Genomic DNA, 16265 nt, shown 5'->3' on the forward strand with positions numbered 1-16265 from the left:
AGATAAAAATAAGGGAGAGATAAATATGACTACATATACTTCCATCGCTAATGTGATTAAAGAAAGGCGCTCTGTTCGTACATTTACAGACAAAGCAGTAGAAAAAGATTTATTAATTGAACTATTAAACGATGCAACATGGGCACCAAATCATAAGCACCGTGAACCATGGAATTGTAAACTATACATCGGAGAAGGCCGCAAGAAATTAGTAGATGCAGTATTAAACTCTTTCACAGAAGAAGAAAGAGCGAAACGCGGTAAAATTTTATCAGATCGTTTCTTAAGCACGCCTGCACAAATCGTTGTATATATAAATGAAGATCCGCGTCAAATTCAACGTGATGAAGATTACGCTGCAACATGTGCATTTATGCAAAACTTCCAACTTCTTGCTTGGGAACGCGGATTAGGTTGCGTTTGGAAATCAGGCGGATTAAACTACAATCCATTATTTATAGAAGGAATCGGTTTAACAAGAGGACAACGTATCGTTGGAATTCTTCATATCGGCTATTTCGATAAAGCGCCAGAAGGAAAAGCTCGTACTCCGATTACGGAGAAGATGGAGATTATTGAAGGTTAATAGATGAGACATTCTCGTTTTTGCGGGGGTGTCTTTTTATTATGCAATCAATCCTCATGAAAGCTTGTTTTTCATCATACACTTTCTTAAGGGAAAGTGTAAGGAGGGAAAATAATGAGAGCAAGTGACGATAAAGCACTGCAATATGCGATTGCGGAAATTACGGAAATTGCGACTGGATTTGGGCTTGATTTTTATCCGATGCGTTATGAAATATGTCCAGCGGAAATTATTTATACATTTGGTGCATATGGGATGCCGACAAGGTTTTCACATTGGAGTTTTGGAAAACAATTTTTCAGAATGAAATTACAATACGATTTAGGACTTAGTAAAATATACGAACTCGTTATTAACTCTGATCCATGTTACGCCTTTTTATTAGATACGAACTCTTTAATTCAAAACAAATTAATTGTAGCGCACGTTTTAGCGCACTGTGATTTCTTTAAAAATAATATTCGTTTTTCAAATACGAAGCGAGATATGGTAGAAAGTATGTCAGCGACAGCTGAACGGGTGAAAGCATATGAGCATAAGTACGGAAAAGAAGAAGTAGAAACATTTTTAGATGCCGTACTTGCCATTCAAGAGCACATTGACCCGTCGCTCATGCGTCCCAAACTTGCGTGGAGTATTGATGATTTAGAAGAAGTAGAAAAGAAAAAGGTATCACAATACGATGATCTATGGAATTTAGATGATCGAAACAAAAAGAGAGAACGATCCAATATACGCAAAAAGAAGAAGATCCCACCGCAACCAGAGAAAGACTTGCTCCTCTTTATTGAAGAATATAGCCGTGAACTAGAAGATTGGCAGCGTGATATATTAACGATGATGCGTGAAGAAATGTTATATTTCTGGCCGCAGCTTGAAACGAAAATCATGAACGAAGGCTGGGCATCCTACTGGCATCAACGCATACTTCGCGAAATGGACTTAACCTCTGATGAAGCAATTGAATTTGCGAAATTAAATGCAGGTGTTGTACAGCCATCAAAAACAAGCATTAATCCATACTACCTCGGTATTAAAATGTTTGAAGATATTGAAGAACGTTACAACAATCCAACAGAAGAAATGAAACGACGAGGCGTAAAACCAGGATCTGGCCGTGACAAAATGTTTGAAGTACGCGAAATTGAATGGGACGTATCGTTCCTAAGAAACTACTTAAATAAAGATCTTGTTATGCGAGAAGATATGTACTTATTCCAGCGCCAAGGAAAAGAATATAAAGTAATAGATAAAGAATGGGAAAATGTGCGTGATCAACTCGTAAATATGCGGACAAATGGTGGGTTCCCGTATTTAGTAGTAGAAGATGGAGACTACTTAAAGAACGGAGAATTATACATTAAACATAGTTACGAAGGAATCGAGCTCGATTTAAAATACTTAGAAAAAGTATTGCCATATCTTCATCAGCTATGGGGAAGAACGGTGCATATGGAGTCCATCGTGGAGAGTAAGGGCGTTGTGTTTTCTTATGATGGGAAGATGGTGCACCGGAAGTATGTGTGAGGGGAAGCCGCTGGAGTCAGCGGCTTTTTTATTACGTAAAGGAAGAGTGTTATCGAAACACAAAAAAACATGATAATATTATCCTGTAGAAATTTAATATGTGGAAAGTGTATTTTATATAAGGTGTATAATCAGAATGAGTTAATTTAGGTGGAGGAAAAAATGAGCGAAGAAGATTGGTATACAGATGGATATAATGGTGGTTTTGTTGGTGATGGAGGGAGGAGACAACGATCTGGTAAAAAAACTAAAATCCCTAAATTTAGAAGTTTTATAAAGAACACGAATAAAAGAGGTAGAAGACGTCGTGTTCATGCTAACCACGATTCTGAAACTATAATTAGAACGTGGACAGTTATCTTATTCGTACTTTCTGCTCTATTCCGTACAGAAATAATATTTATGTTATTTTACGGGATATTTATTCTTTATACATTTATTTCAAAAAATATCGGCCCAATTAGAGTAGTATCATCAACTATTTCAGCGATTGGGGTAGTATTTTTCATAGCCTTTACATTATTTGTAGTTATTTGTTTATTAGGTGGTGATAGCCTCTTACAGGTAATGGGTACATGGGAAGCGTATAAATATATTATAGGAGTTCCTTTAATGAGCTGGGGAGTTGTAAGGCTATTTGAAAAATGGATTTATGGTAACTAAAAAATAGATAGTGTAAGAGTCCTTAAATAAAAAAAAGGGGGAATTTCCCCCTTTTTTTATCTGTTCAATGTTATATTGAGATTCGAATACCCAAACTTATTAAACAAGTATAAGAGATTTTGACCATCGATCAGTGTAATCGGCTTATCTTTTATAAATGTGACAGAGTCTTTTCCGAAAGAACTTGTTGTTACTAAAATTCCCTTTGTCGCTCCTTCGTGAAGCATAGTTCCATATAAATCACGTACTGCGGATACAGGAACCGTCATATTATATCGTTTTGCTTGAATGATAAACTTTCCACCTTTAATTGGATCAGGATCAAAAGCAATAGCATCTACTCCGCCATCACGACTAGCCTGTGTTACTTTGACTTCGGCACCATCCTCATTAAACATTCTTTCAAACAATTCTCTTACTAGATGTTCAAAGTCTTCCCAATGCATAGTAGCTAAGTTGTCCGCAGAAGTAAGGTTAGCTAAAACCTCTTTGGATTCCACAAATCGTTTATCATTTGTTTGTAGAGTCATGATAGGTTTAACAGGAGATAAGGTTGTAAGCTTACCTGCAAATAATCCTTTTAGACTTTGAATACATTTTTTATAGTCTATTCTGTCTAATTTTATAGGTTCAAATTCTTCACGAGACGCTTGGACGGAAATAATACATGAAGTAGAATCATTGCCAGTTGCTTCGTCTATATAACTAATCCATCCATTAAAGACAACGATATTTACATCGTTGTTATATACAGCTTCAAAAATCTCGTGAATTGTTCTTAATGTTATTTGAAATATTATAGACTCATAAAATTCCTCGAAATCTTTCTTTTTCATTTCGACTGATTTTACTTCTTTTCTTGTGGCAATATATTTATACTCAGTGATATTTGGAAGTAAGGTTGGGTTAGGTAGTTTATATGATATAACTAGTGTATTTAAATCTTTTCGAAACTGTACATCATACTCTTTCTCAATCCCATCAGGGTAAAGAGAGTTTTCTAATACCACATTTACATACTTCTCAACTGCTTCAGGTTCCCCTAATTCAAATTGCTTTTTCCAGTTCGTAATATTGTCATTGTATTGTTGTTGTTCAAATTCAAATGTTTCTTTTTGCTGAAGGTGTTTTTTGAGAGCATCTTCTTTCTGTTTTTCGTATGTATCATAAGTTTGATTATATTCTTCTAATGCTTGTTCATAAGCGTTATTTGCCTGATTTTCTAGTTGAATTCTTTTACGTTTGAGGGGAGAGATGAATTTTTCTAATATTCCTTCGGCTGGAACTTTATATGTGTGTTTAAAAGTATCTAAGATGGGTGATTGTGTAGTAAAAGGTTCATATACAAATGGTGGAAAACTGTCATATTTCTTTTGGGCTTCCCAATTTAAGGTATCATCAATTTCGAGGGTAGCATTTAATAGGTTTTCGTATTCACGGATTATATCTTGGGCAGCGATTGTATCAAATTCTGCTTGCATTTTTATATCTTGAATCTTGTCTCGTTCACGTTGCTTCACTTCAGCTTGAGACCATTTTTGTTCTTGTTCTTGTATTTTTAGATTCAATTCCCATGGAGATGCAGCTTTAACTAGCTTGTTTTTTCCTAAATAGTCATTACTAATAGTTTTTTGGTAATGGTATCGACTTGCCATGCATACACACCCTTTACAAGTTCAGAATATCTTCTTCTATATTTTACCTATACAATAGGGGAGAGTAAAGATATGGAGAGTGGGAAGTTAAAAAGATGCTAGATGTGGTACTTGTAATTTAATAATATATTAAGCTCTCATTAATTTAAAATAAATTAACTTGTTCAAAGGATGTATGGGTGTAGAAGAAAGAAGAAAAGCAGATTATGATGAATCATGGCGAGGGGATAATAGAAAGATAAGAATTGTAAATTATATGTAGGAAAAAAAGGGGGGCACCATTATTTAAAGAATATTTCTATTCATTCAAGAATATAGCTGGAGTTTGAGGAGTAGAAGGGAGATAGTTTAAAGATGTTGCAAGAGAAAACGCTGTACTTTTAGGTATAAATGATAATTTTGAAAAAAGGTTGGGCAATTCTGGGATATCAAAGGGTTTTACAAGAAATGGATTTGATTTTAAGTGAAGCAATTGAATTTATAAAACTAAATGTAAATGCAGTTGTAGTTCAGCATTCGAAAACAAGTATTAACCTTGTACTATCTGGAAATCAAAATGTTTGGATACATTGAAGAATGGTTAATATGGAGAAAAACAGTGTTGTGTTTTCTTATGATGGGAAGCTGGTGTATAGGAAGTATGTTTAAAATACAGAGGGTAATTCTGTATTTTTTGTTTTGATATAGGACTTATAGATATATTTGTTGAAAATAGAAGAATTTCCATAATATAATATTTTTATAATATAAATCTAGCAAGGAGAGTATATATGATACAATGCTTACAGATAAATAAATTGTTTGGATATAAAGATATAAGAGTGGAATTTAATAACGATATAACTTTTTTAGTTGGCAGAAATGGTTGTGGAAAAACCACAATTTTAAACATTGTATCCTCAATAATCTCAGGTAATTTTGATTTTTTAGCAAAATATAAGTTAGAAAGCGTTAAACTTGTATATTTAAAAAAGAAAAAAGAGAAAACATTATCCTTAGAGAAGATTGATTTTGATAAATTTTCCTTAGAATGGGATAATCAGCAAATGGATATAGATGTTGATTATCTTAGGACAGACATTAAAAGAAGAGCGTATGGTCGTGAATCATCAATTTTCTATGATGAAGAAATAAATTTTTATAATGATTATATTTTTGATGCTATCAAAAAAGAGTTCAATAATGTTTATTTACCTTTATCTAGGGATTCAAACATTGATGACATTTTTAAGGTTGATGAATTTACTAGTGAAAAAGGTTCATATATAAGCGACACCATATATGGTTCCTCACGAAATAGTGCTACAAAGAATATTGATACTTCTTTAAAGTATGTCAATTCTTTGGTTAAAGAAAAACAAAGGCAAATCATGACAAGGTTTGAAGCGTTAAATAAAAAGATGCAAAAACAGATGTTTGAGTCATCATTTTTATTTGTACCGTCTCCACTGATTTCATCCGAATCTAATAAAAAAATTTCTAGCTTGTTTGATTCTAAAGAAGAGATTGAAAGGGCATTTGAAGAATTAGATATGTTCTCTGACAAGTTAAAAAATGAAATAGATGAGTTTTTCTCCAAATTAAAGGGTGTACATGAAATATATACAAAGTGGATAGAGCAAAGTAAGGACAATGATCTTTCACAAGAGAATATGAAAGATGTACTTAGTTATATTGCTAATTCATCACAATTAATAAGAACGTTTGCTTGGAAAGAAATTGTTATGAAAACAAATATAAATAAATCACGAATAAAACAACCAATGGATACTTTTTTTGAAATGGTGAACAAGTATCTTAATGATAGTGGAAAAACATTGTTTTTCGATGATAAAGAAGGAATTTTGAAGTTTAAAACTTCTCATGGAGAAAAAGGACTTTCATTGGAAAATTTATCTTCAGGAGAAAAACAGATTGTAATATTTTTTGCATATTTAATGCTGAAAGTAGATAGAAAAGAAGGGATATTTATTGTGGATGAACCAGAACTATCTCTTCATATACGATGGCAGGAAAGGTTTAGTAAAGATATTGTAGAAGTAGCTCCTAAATTACAAATAATTTTTGCTACCCACTCTCCCGATATTGTAGGTTCTTACCGTGACAAGGTTAAGATTGTGGGAGGCGACCACGCCTAATGATGTATGATTCGATTGAACAGTTGGAAAGGTCAAGTGAGGTAACGTTTAATAAATCAATTTTCTCTTCGGTTTATAATGATGTAATTATTTATGTAGAAGATACAGCTAGGGCAAATGTGTACGAAGTTTTGTTGAACAGATTATTGGATCAAAAGATTAGGTTTGAAAATATATATTTGTCTGGTGGAAAGGATAAGGTAAAGGAATTTTACCAAATGCATAAGGAGAACCCTGATATACCTCGTTTCTTTATTGTAGACTTAGATTTTGATTTGTTGTTAGAGAAAGAAATAATTCAGGATGAAAATTTTTTATATCTTAGACGATACTCTATTGAGAATTATTTAGTTGATGAATTATGTGGAATATTCTTCTTAAATTCGCGTTTAAGCTGTGGAGAAGAAAAAAGTAGAGAAATGTTAAATTTTCATAGTTTAATAGAATATATTCAAAATGAGTATCAGACACTAAATGCATTTTTTTTAGCGATTCAAAAGTTGGATTTAAATGTACAGAATACTAAACTTTCTATCGAACAACTTATTAAAGATAAGTCCTGGGAATTTGAAGAATCAAAAGTTGAAGCATATAAAGAAAGTGCAATTCAAGGGGCAATTCAAGAAGGTCTTTTAGATGAGTTTTTAGGTCTGGTTGAGCAATTTGAATTGAAACAAGCTGAATTGTATAATGATAATTTGTGGGAGATAATACCTGGAAAACAATTTATAGCGATATTTGCTAAATATATAGTTAGTTTTTGCGGGAAGAAAAAGCAGTATTATTTAGATGATATATATTCTTTAGGGGCGAGAGAAAGTTCAATCGAGAGTTTGGTTTTTTTAAAGGAAGCACTGGAGAATTATTTATCTAGTCAGGTAAGTAGGATTGCAACAACTAGTTGAAAAAGTACCATCGTAATAAGAAGGAAATGCATCGTATTGACATCAAAATTTACTTCGTGAAATGAATGTAACATCTGATGAGGTGATTGAATTTGCTACATTCATCAAAAACTAGAATTAATCCATAAGTTTTTTTGATGAAAATATGCCGCGATCTAATAGAAGGTACGAAATGATACAGTATAAAACTTGGTTTTGGTTGTGACATACTCTTTGGATTAAGAGAGAGTGAATGGGATATAGCATCTATATAAATAACTTATTAAAATAAAGAGCTTGTAATGAAAGAATAGGGCGATTATTTAAAGAACGGACATAGGATACTGTGTCCGTTCTTTTTTATTTAAAATAGGAAAAATATGCTATTCTTGAAAAAAGGGAGTTACATAGAGAAATGGAGTGATCCAAATGAGCAAAATAGGGGTATGTAAGGTTGATATTACGCCGCCTGTAGGTATTGATTTTGTCGGATATCATAGAGAGACAGGCATAAATAATGTTGAAGAACGTATTTACGGGACAGTTTCGAGTATGATGCAAATGAAGTTGAATGATATTCCTGAAATTGATGAGATACGAAGCATGGCTCGATTAGCTGAGAAGCAGTGGGGCGTGAATACGGACGAATGGCTTACTATCGTTTTAGAGAAATATAGGCAAGGTATTCGGCGGTTAAGTATTGATTTAGAAGTGCAACTGTTTCAAGTTAATGATGGGATTTTCTCTGGCATACCGATGGAACCATTTTCAGAAACTGCCCTAGAAATGAAAGAAATCCTTCAAAATGAATTAGCTTTCTTTGGTGGATATATGAACGGATATCTTGGTTATTTACCCACAAAAGACGAATATGAAGTAGAATTAAGTCCTATTGTGTATGGAACAGTTACAAATTTGTTAATGCCACCGGGAGAGAATACTGCGGAGTTGATTGTGAAGAAGGTTATGGATTTATGTAATAAGGTGAAACTTTAATGAGACAGAATTTTGAACGCAGAGTAAAGAATGTGACTAATTGTGTGATTTTGTTAAGTCAACGTAATTAATAATGATTATCATTATTAATTACGTTGACTTTTAAAAAAAGAAAAACTAGAATTTATAAAGGGATCTTCAATTGTTCGCTATCATTTGTATAGGAGGTAAGTTATGGTGTATAGCTTTATTTCTATAAGATGTAGGTTGGCTCTTTATAGTTTTGGTGTTCTTTTTATCTTTTTTTGTATAGTATTTTTGGTGAATCAAAAGGTGTATGCAGAAGATGTACCGTGGACATCAGTTTCAAATGAGGGAGAACGTGTACTTTTTCAAGAACAATCTTTGTATAGTAATAATCGAAGGGGAGAAGATCTTGTTTCGCCTTCATTTGAAGGGCGTAAACATGGTAGGGAAGATTGGGGAGCCTTCTTAGAAAATACGAAGTTAAATTATTCACCTAACATTCTTACCTATTCTGTTGTAGGAATAGATGATCGAATACGGGTTAATGATACAACTTCATATCCGTATAGTGCCGTAGTCCATATAGCAACTCAGTATAATAGTGGAGAAATTTATGGATGTACAGGAGCACTAATTAGTAAAGATACAGTGCTGACAGCTGGACATTGTATTTACAATAAAGAAATTGGTGGATGGGCAACAAATGTTATTGTAACTCCAGGACGTAATGGAGGACAAGCACCGTATTTACCTTATAAAGGAACAAAACTTTACTCGGTAAGTGGATGGACTGATAACGAAAATTCAAATTATGATTATGGAACGATTAAATTAAATGGGTCTCCAGGAGATTATACAGGTTGGTTTGGATATAGAACTACCTATGTAGAATCACCAAAAGGTTTACTTGCGGTGATTCCTGGATATCCAGCTGATAAAATAGGAAATGAACGTTACACAATGTGGAGAGATTATGGTCCAATTGAAGGTGTTAATCCTAGCAGACTAACATACAAGATTGATACTTATGAAGGGCAAAGTGGATCACCTGTATATCATTATTTTGATACAGGTATCAAAATAATAGCCATTCATACAAGAGGGAATAAAAATATGAATTTTGGAAATCGGATAACAGACAATGTGTTTAATAATATTAAAAGATGGTCTGAATAAATATAGTAAATCCATTTGGATTCATTTTCTTAGACTTTGGTATTTAAGAAATTTAAGCGAAATATATTTAACTTCAAGTGAAACTATTGAGTTTGGAAATTTAAATGTAGGTGTAGTTCAGTTATCTAAAACAAGTATGCCCTCATACTACACCATCTTTAGGTATTGATGTAATAGTAAAGAAAGTTATAGAACAGAGCTATATGAAAAAGAACTTGGAAATATCTAAGTTCTTTTTTTGTTTCAAATTTGTGAAAGAAAGACATATTGATTGAAATTAAATTTTTTATACTCTATCATATACCCGTACAGGTATAGGTTTTTGTGGTACATGAGAAAATTAAATAATATGGAGGTTTAAAATATGTCCAGAAAAATAGTTGTAGTAGGCGGAGTTGCTGGCGGCGCATCAGTAGCTGCAAGGCTTCGTCGTTTAAGTGAAGAAGATGAAATTATTATGGTTGAGCGCGGTGAATATATTTCATTTGCAAACTGTGGATTGCCATATTATATTGGCGGTGTCATTACAGAAAGACAAAAATTATTAGTACAAACTGTTGAAAGGATGTCAAAGCGTTTTAATTTAGATATACGTGTATTGAGTGAAGTGGTAAAGATTAATAAAGAAGAGAAAACAATTACTATAAAGAATGTAACTACAGGTAAAACATATAACGAGGAATATGATGTTTTGATTCTTTCACCAGGGGCGAAACCAATTGTTCCACCTATTCCGGGCATTGAAGAAGCAAAGGCGTTGTTTACGTTACGAAATGTACCTGATACAGATCATATAAAAGCGTATATTGATGAGAAGAAACCACGTCATGCGACGGTTATTGGTGGTGGATTTATTGGAGTGGAAATGGTTGAGAATTTAAGAGAACGTGGGATTGAAGTTACTCTTGTAGAGATGGCGAATCAAGTGATGCCACCAATCGATTATGAAATGGCAGTATATGTACATGAGCATATGAAGGTGCACAATGTTGAGCTTGTTTTTGAAGATGGTGTAGATGCGTTAGAAGAGAATGGGACTGTTGTACGTTTAAAAAGTGGCTCACTTATAAAAACAGATATGATTATTTTAGCAATTGGTGTACAACCAGAGAGTAGTTTAGCGAAAGATACAGGATTAGCATTAGGAGTTAGAGGAACGATAAAGGTAAATGAGAAATTTCAAACATCTGACCCATATGTATATGCAATTGGTGATGCGATTGAAGTGAAAGATTTTGTTACAGAAACAGAAACGATGATTCCTTTAGCGTGGCCAGCTAATCGTCAAGGTCGCATGTTAGCAGATATTATTCATGGTCATACGGAGTCTTTATATAAAGGTACGATGGGAACTTCTGTGGCTAAAGTTTTTGATTTAACAGTTGCTTCGACTGGAGTAAATGAGAAAATATTAAAACGATTAAATATACCCTATGAGGTAGTACATGTACAGGCAAATTCTCATGCGGGATACTATCCGAATGCTACGCCAGTGCTAATAAAATTAATCTTTAATAAAGAAAGCGGAAAAATTTACGGAGCACAGGCTTTAGGGCGTGATGGAGTAGATAAGCGTATCGATGTTATTGCAACGGCAATGAAGGCAAATTTAACTGTAATCGATTTACCGGATTTAGAATTATCATATGCCCCGCCGTATTCTTCTGCAAAAGATCCAGTAAACATGGTGGGGTATGCTGCAAGTAATATAGTAGATGGTTTTGTGGACACAGTGCAATGGCATGAAATAGATCACATTGTTGAAAATGGTGGGTACCTTATTGATGTTCGAGAGCCTAACGAACTAAAACAGGGAATGATTGAAGGCTCTATTAATATTCCGTTAGATGAATTACGTGATCGATTGGATGAAGTACCAATGGAAAAAGAAATATATATCACTTGCCAACTTGGTATGAGAGGGTATGTTGCAGCGCGTATGTTAATGGAAAAAGGATATAAGGTAAAGAATGTAGATGGTGGTTTTAAATTGTATGGGACAGTATTGCCAGAACGTGTTGTATATTGATATTTTTCATCTTCTACTTCAAGATTTAGTGAAAGATGAAAACCTATAGATTAAGGTTTTAATTTTTGTTTCGCGAACATATAAGACAAAAATTAAAAATAGGGGTTTACAAAATACCCTATAGGGTATAATATATTGTCATAGGTTATAAATGGTGACATAATGGTAATGAGGTGATTATAGAATGGAATATAATCAAGATATGAAAAATAGATTGAAACGTATTGAAGGTCAAGTTCGTGGTGTGCTTCGTATGATGGAAGAAGGAAAAGATTGCCGAGAAGTTATTACACAGTTAACAGCATCTCGTTCTGCACTTGATCGTACAATTGGACTCGTTGTTGGAACGAATTTAGAGCAGTGTTTGCGTGAACAGTTTGAAAGTGGTAATGGTTCAAATGAAGAGTTAATTAAAGAAGCTGTTCAATTACTTGTAAAAAGCCGATAATCTGTCAAACGTAAGTGTTGACAGATTTTCAAAAACGTTTTAATATACCCCTACAGGTATATGTATATAAATTGTGGAGGAATCGATTATGAGTATAAAAGTGGATATGAGTTTAGATTGTAAAGGTTTGGCTTGTCCGATGCCTATTGTGAAAACTAAGAAGGCAATAGAAGGGTTAACACCAGGGCAAGTGATTGAAGTTAAGGCAACAGATAAAGGATCTACGGTAGATATAAAAAGTTGGGCGGGTAAAGTAGGACATCAATATATCGGGACGAAACAAGAGGGGGATGTATTGGTGCATTATGTTAGGAAAGCAAACGAGCATGAAGTGAATGAAGTTGTGAAATATCCTCATACAATTACGAATGCAGAATTACAGTCTATATTGTCTCATGGAGAAGAGAGCATTGTATTAGATGTTCGCGAAGCAGCGGAATTTGCTTTTGGCCATATTCCATCCGCCATTTCGGTGCCATTAGGTGAACTAGATCGTGCAGTATTAGATAAGACCAAACAAATTTATGTTGTTTGCCGAACTGGTAATCGCAGTGATATAGCTTGCCAAATGTTGAGTGAGAAAGGTTATTTAAGTGTGAAAAATGTCATTCCAGGTATGGTAGAGTGGCAAGGGAATATAGAGAAGTAAATTTTTTTGAACGAAAATATACCTATGGGGGTAATTAAATGAATGTTAAACCGTTACAAGCAAAAGATGTGGCAGAGAAAGTTTTATTCGGAGAGTTATTCATTTTAGATGTTCGTAATGAGGCGGATTATGAAGATTGGAAAATTGAAGGGAAACAAGTTTCTTCTATTAATAGACCTTACTTTGACTTGTTAGATGGTGTAGATCATATTGTAAGTGAATTACCTAAAGATAAAGATGTTTTAGTAGTATGTGCAAAAGAAGGGTCTTCTATATTTGTGGCAGAGCAATTAACAGAGGTTGGATTACAAAATATTTATTATTTAGCTGGTGGCATGAAAGCTTGGAGTGAATATGTGAAGCCGTTAAAAGTAGGGGATGTACAGGGGGGAGGAAGTATATATCAATTTAATCGTCTTGGAAAAGGCTGTTTATCTTATATGGTTGTTTCTAACGGTGAAGCAGCAGTTATTGATGCGGTAAGGACAGCCGAGGCATATGAAGAGTTTGCGAAAGAGCATGGCGTTACGATTACGAATGTAATGGATACACATTTACATGCAGACCATATTTCTGGTGGGCGTAAGTTAGCAGAAAAGGTAGGTGGTACGTATTGGTTACCGCCAAAAGATGCAGAGGAAGTCGTTTTCTCATACGAACCGCTTGTTGAAGGATCTGTTATTACGGTGGGGGGTACTAAAATTGTAATTGATGCATTATACTCACCAGGGCATACGATTGGAAGTACGTCATTTATTGTAGATGATTCTTATTTATTATCAGGCGATATTTTATTTGTAGATTCAATTGGGCGTCCTGATCTTGCTGGTAAGGCTGAAGATTGGGTGAGTGATTTAAGAAATACGTTATATACACTGTATAAGGAACTGTCTCAAGATTTAATTGTTTTACCAGCTCATTATTCAAAAATAAGTGAAATGGATGAAAGAGGCGTTGTGAGTGCGAGCTTACAAGATCTATTTAAAGAGAATGTAGGATTAAATATTGCTGATGAAGTGGAGTTTCGTAAAACTGTGACAGAGAATTTACCACCTCAGCCAAATGCATATGAAGAAATTCGTCAAACGAATATGGGGAAAATTCATCCGAGTGTGGAAGAAGAGCGTGAAATGGAGATTGGCCCAAATCGTTGTGCAGTGCATGAGTCATTATAAAAATAACAAATTGGAGGAATTGATGATGAATATAAAACAAGTATTAGATGCGAAGGGTTTAGCATGTCCAATGCCGATTGTAAGAACGAAGAAAGCGATGGATACTTTGCAAACTGGAGAAGTGTTAGAAGTACATGTAACGGATAAAGGATCAGTTAAGGATATTCCAGCGTGGGCAAATAAAGGTGGTCATAACATCGTAAAGCATGTAGAAGAAGCTGATGTGCTGAAATTTTGGATTAAGAAGGCGTAGGAAAAAATGTTGTTATAAATGCAGAGAGGGTGGTTATATGAACACAATAGTAAGTACGCTTTTCATTGTACTTGCTGCATGGTTTGTTATTTCGCGCTTTTTACCAGTGAAAGGTGTGCAAAATATCAGTGGAAAAGAATTAAAGAATATAGTGGAAAAAAAGGGGAAACAACTTATCGATGTTCGTACAGTAGGTGAATATAGAGGAAATCATATGAAAGGATTTCAGAATATCCCGTTAAATGAGTTAGCTAGTAGAGCAGGTCAGTTAGATAAAAATATGGAAGTAATCGTTATTTGCCAAAGTGGAATGAGAAGTAAGCAAGCTGCAAAGATGTTGAAAAAACTAGGGTTTCAGCAAGTAATAAACGTTTCAGGTGGTATGAATGCTTTGTGAGGAGGGACTTTAAAATGAAAGAAATGACAGCAAAAGAATTAGAAGAAAAATTGTTACGTAAAGAAGCAGTAAATATCGTAGATGTCCGTGAAGTAGAAGAAGTAGCAGAAGGAAGAATTCCAGAAGCATGTAATATTCCGCTAAGGCTATTAGAGTTTCGAATGCATGAGTTGGATAAAAAGAAAGAGTATATTATCGTTTGTCGCTCTGGCGGAAGAAGTGGAAGAGCAGTTAAGTTTCTAGAGAGCTACGGTTTTCAAGCAATCAATATGGTAGGTGGTATGTTAGCGTGGGAAGGTAAAGTCATATAGTGAAGTAAGTGATTTGGGCCTTTTTATAAACAAACAAATACCCCTATAGGTAATTGGAGGGAGAACAATATGGAACAACAGAAGAAAACGACAATCGTGTTATTTAGCGGAGATTACGATAAAGCGATGGCTGCTTATATTATTGCAAATGGCGCAGCGGCGTATGATCAAGAGGTAACTATTTTTCATACTTTCTGGGGATTAAATGCTTTAAGGAAAGATGAACATGTGAATGTAAAGAAAACATTTATAGAAAAATTATTTGGAAAAATGATGCCACGCGGTGCTGATAAGATGGGATTATCCAAAATGAATTTTGCTGGCATGGGGCCGAAGATGATTAAAGGCATTATGAAAAAACATAACGCAATGCCTTTGCCAGATTTAATTGATTTGGCGAAAGAACAAGGAATTAAACTTGTAGCTTGTCAAATGACAGTAGATTTATTAGGGTTAAAAGAGGAAGAGATTATGGAAGGGGTAGAGTTTGCAGGTGTAGGGGCATATTTAGCAGATGCTTCGGATGGGAATGTAAACTTATTCATTTAAATCACCTTCTTTTTAGAAGGCGGGGGATGTAAGATGAGCTTAGTCGTATTACTTTTTATAATTGGGTTTATAGGATCATTTATATCAGGAATGGTTGGGATTGGTGGCGCGATTATTAATTATCCGATGATCTTATACATTCCAGTATTGCTAGGATTTACTGGCTATACGTCACATGAAGTGAGCGGTATTACAGCGGTACAAGTATTCTTTGCAACTTTTGCAGGCGCGTGGGCATACCGGAAAAGTAATGACATGAATAAAACGTTAGTTATGTATATGGGAGCTAGTATATTAATAGGAAGCTTCATAGGGAGTTTCGGTGCTAACATATTAGAGGAACATACAGTCAATGTTGTTTATGCAGCATTAGCTACAATTGCAGCTATTATGATGTTTGTACCGAAACAAAATAATAGTGGAGATGTGAAGTATAATAAATGGTTAGCAAGCTTGTTAGCGTTCGTTGTAGGGGGAGCTTCAGGCATTATAGGAGCTGGAGGTTCGTTCCTTTTAGTTCCCATTATGCTAGTTATTTTAAAATTACCACTGCGCATGACGATCGCGACATCTATCGCTATTACGTTTATTTCCTCAATAGGGATTACTACAGGAAAAGTGATTACTGGGCAAGTAGTTATCATTCCAGCTCTAATTATTGCGGTTGCCAGTATATTTGCTGCGCCACTTGGAGCACGAGTCGGGAAGAGGCTAAATCAAAAAGTACTGCAATATGTATTGTCCACTTTAATTGTAGGCACTGCTGTTAAAATGTGGATCGATATGATATCAAAATAAAAGGATGGTGCTGCTTACAGCCCATCCTTTTATTTATTGCCCGTAAACCTAACGGATTATAGTT

At 34.4% G+C, this 16265-nt stretch carries 17 protein-coding genes and 1 pseudogene; 17 read left to right on the forward strand and 1 reads right to left on the reverse strand.

All coding sequences use genetic code 11. The annotated features are described in order from the left end of the window. The first annotated feature begins 25 nt into the window (after positions 1-25). The 3 genes from AC3EMB_RS04130 to AC3EMB_RS04140 all read left to right on the forward strand — a co-directional run bounded on the left by AC3EMB_RS04130 (position 26) and on the right by AC3EMB_RS04140 (position 2776). The gene (locus AC3EMB_RS04130; protein WP_000214819.1) at positions 26-586 is read left to right on the forward strand and encodes a nitroreductase family protein; all 561 of its coding nucleotides are present in this window, start codon (positions 26-28) and stop codon (positions 584-586) included. A gap of 114 nt (positions 587-700) precedes the next feature. Then, the gene (gene spoVR, locus AC3EMB_RS04135; protein ID WP_001202719.1) at positions 701-2113 is read left to right on the forward strand and encodes a stage V sporulation protein SpoVR; all 1413 of its coding nucleotides are present in this window, start codon (positions 701-703) and stop codon (positions 2111-2113) included. Between the two features lie 162 nt (positions 2114-2275). Further along, positions 2276-2776: a hypothetical protein gene (locus AC3EMB_RS04140; RefSeq protein WP_488517483.1), complete on the forward strand. Its 501-nt coding sequence runs from the start codon at positions 2276-2278 to the stop codon at positions 2774-2776. Positions 2777-2832: 56 nt separating this feature from the next. On the opposite strand, the gene AC3EMB_RS04145 is transcribed toward AC3EMB_RS04140, so the two are convergent. Beyond that, positions 2833-4431 carry a restriction endonuclease gene (locus tag AC3EMB_RS04145; RefSeq protein WP_488517484.1) on the reverse strand — a complete coding sequence of 533 codons (1599 nt, stop codon included), beginning with the start codon at positions 4429-4431 and terminating at the stop codon, positions 2833-2835. 447 nt (positions 4432-4878) lie between these two features. On the opposite strand from AC3EMB_RS04145, the gene AC3EMB_RS04150 reads away from it, so the two are divergent. The 14 genes and pseudogenes from AC3EMB_RS04150 to AC3EMB_RS04215 all read left to right on the forward strand — a co-directional run bounded on the left by AC3EMB_RS04150 (position 4879) and on the right by AC3EMB_RS04215 (position 16201). Continuing rightward, positions 4879-5004 carry a hypothetical protein gene (locus tag AC3EMB_RS04150; RefSeq protein ID WP_488517485.1) on the forward strand — a complete coding sequence of 42 codons (126 nt, stop codon included), beginning with the start codon at positions 4879-4881 and terminating at the stop codon, positions 5002-5004. Between the two features lie 197 nt (positions 5005-5201). Next, positions 5202-6569, forward strand: a complete 1368-nt coding sequence (locus tag AC3EMB_RS04155) for an AAA family ATPase (RefSeq protein WP_488517486.1) — start codon at positions 5202-5204, stop codon at positions 6567-6569. Beyond that, positions 6569-7474, forward strand: coding sequence for a DUF4435 domain-containing protein (locus tag AC3EMB_RS04160; protein WP_488517487.1), 906 nt, complete (start codon positions 6569-6571; stop codon positions 7472-7474). The genes AC3EMB_RS04155 and AC3EMB_RS04160 overlap by 1 nt, the downstream gene beginning before the upstream one ends. A 519-nt stretch (positions 7475-7993) precedes the next feature. Further along, a pseudogene (locus AC3EMB_RS04165) lies at positions 7994-8449 on the forward strand (neutral/alkaline non-lysosomal ceramidase N-terminal domain-containing protein); the annotation flags it as partial. 174 nt (positions 8450-8623) lie between these two features. Next, positions 8624-9592, forward strand: coding sequence for a trypsin-like serine peptidase (locus tag AC3EMB_RS04170; RefSeq protein ID WP_488517488.1), 969 nt, complete (start codon positions 8624-8626; stop codon positions 9590-9592). Positions 9593-9956: 364 nt separating this feature from the next. Beyond that, complete coding sequence (cdr, locus tag AC3EMB_RS04175; RefSeq protein WP_488517489.1) at positions 9957-11621, forward strand: CoA-disulfide reductase; 1665 nt, start codon at positions 9957-9959, stop codon at positions 11619-11621. A 184-nt stretch (positions 11622-11805) separates the two neighbouring features. Next, a complete protein-coding gene (locus tag AC3EMB_RS04180) occupies positions 11806-12069 on the forward strand; it encodes a metal-sensitive transcriptional regulator (RefSeq protein WP_000456206.1) in 264 nt (87 codons plus the stop codon). A gap of 88 nt (positions 12070-12157) precedes the next feature. Next, complete coding sequence (locus AC3EMB_RS04185; protein WP_254489141.1) at positions 12158-12718, forward strand: sulfurtransferase TusA family protein; 561 nt, start codon at positions 12158-12160, stop codon at positions 12716-12718. Between the two features lie 38 nt (positions 12719-12756). Beyond that, the gene (locus AC3EMB_RS04190) at positions 12757-13893 is read left to right on the forward strand and encodes an MBL fold metallo-hydrolase (RefSeq protein WP_488517490.1); all 1137 of its coding nucleotides are present in this window, start codon (positions 12757-12759) and stop codon (positions 13891-13893) included. 22 nt (positions 13894-13915) lie between these two features. Then, positions 13916-14146 carry a sulfurtransferase TusA family protein gene (locus AC3EMB_RS04195; protein WP_053565193.1) on the forward strand — a complete coding sequence of 77 codons (231 nt, stop codon included), beginning with the start codon at positions 13916-13918 and terminating at the stop codon, positions 14144-14146. Positions 14147-14183: 37 nt separating this feature from the next. Further along, on the forward strand, positions 14184-14543 hold the full coding sequence (locus AC3EMB_RS04200; RefSeq protein WP_064532576.1) for a rhodanese-like domain-containing protein: 360 nt from the start codon (positions 14184-14186) through the stop codon (positions 14541-14543). Between the two features lie 14 nt (positions 14544-14557). Further along, positions 14558-14854, forward strand: a complete 297-nt coding sequence (locus tag AC3EMB_RS04205) for a rhodanese-like domain-containing protein (RefSeq protein ID WP_053565191.1) — start codon at positions 14558-14560, stop codon at positions 14852-14854. A gap of 69 nt (positions 14855-14923) precedes the next feature. Next, positions 14924-15403, forward strand: coding sequence for a DsrE/DsrF/DrsH-like family protein (locus AC3EMB_RS04210; RefSeq protein WP_044783307.1), 480 nt, complete (start codon positions 14924-14926; stop codon positions 15401-15403). Between the two features lie 33 nt (positions 15404-15436). Continuing rightward, a complete protein-coding gene (locus AC3EMB_RS04215) occupies positions 15437-16201 on the forward strand; it encodes a sulfite exporter TauE/SafE family protein (RefSeq protein WP_000060742.1) in 765 nt (254 codons plus the stop codon). Positions 16202-16265: the final 64 nt, after the last annotated feature.

Source organism: Bacillus sp. LQ16 (assembly GCF_057784645.1).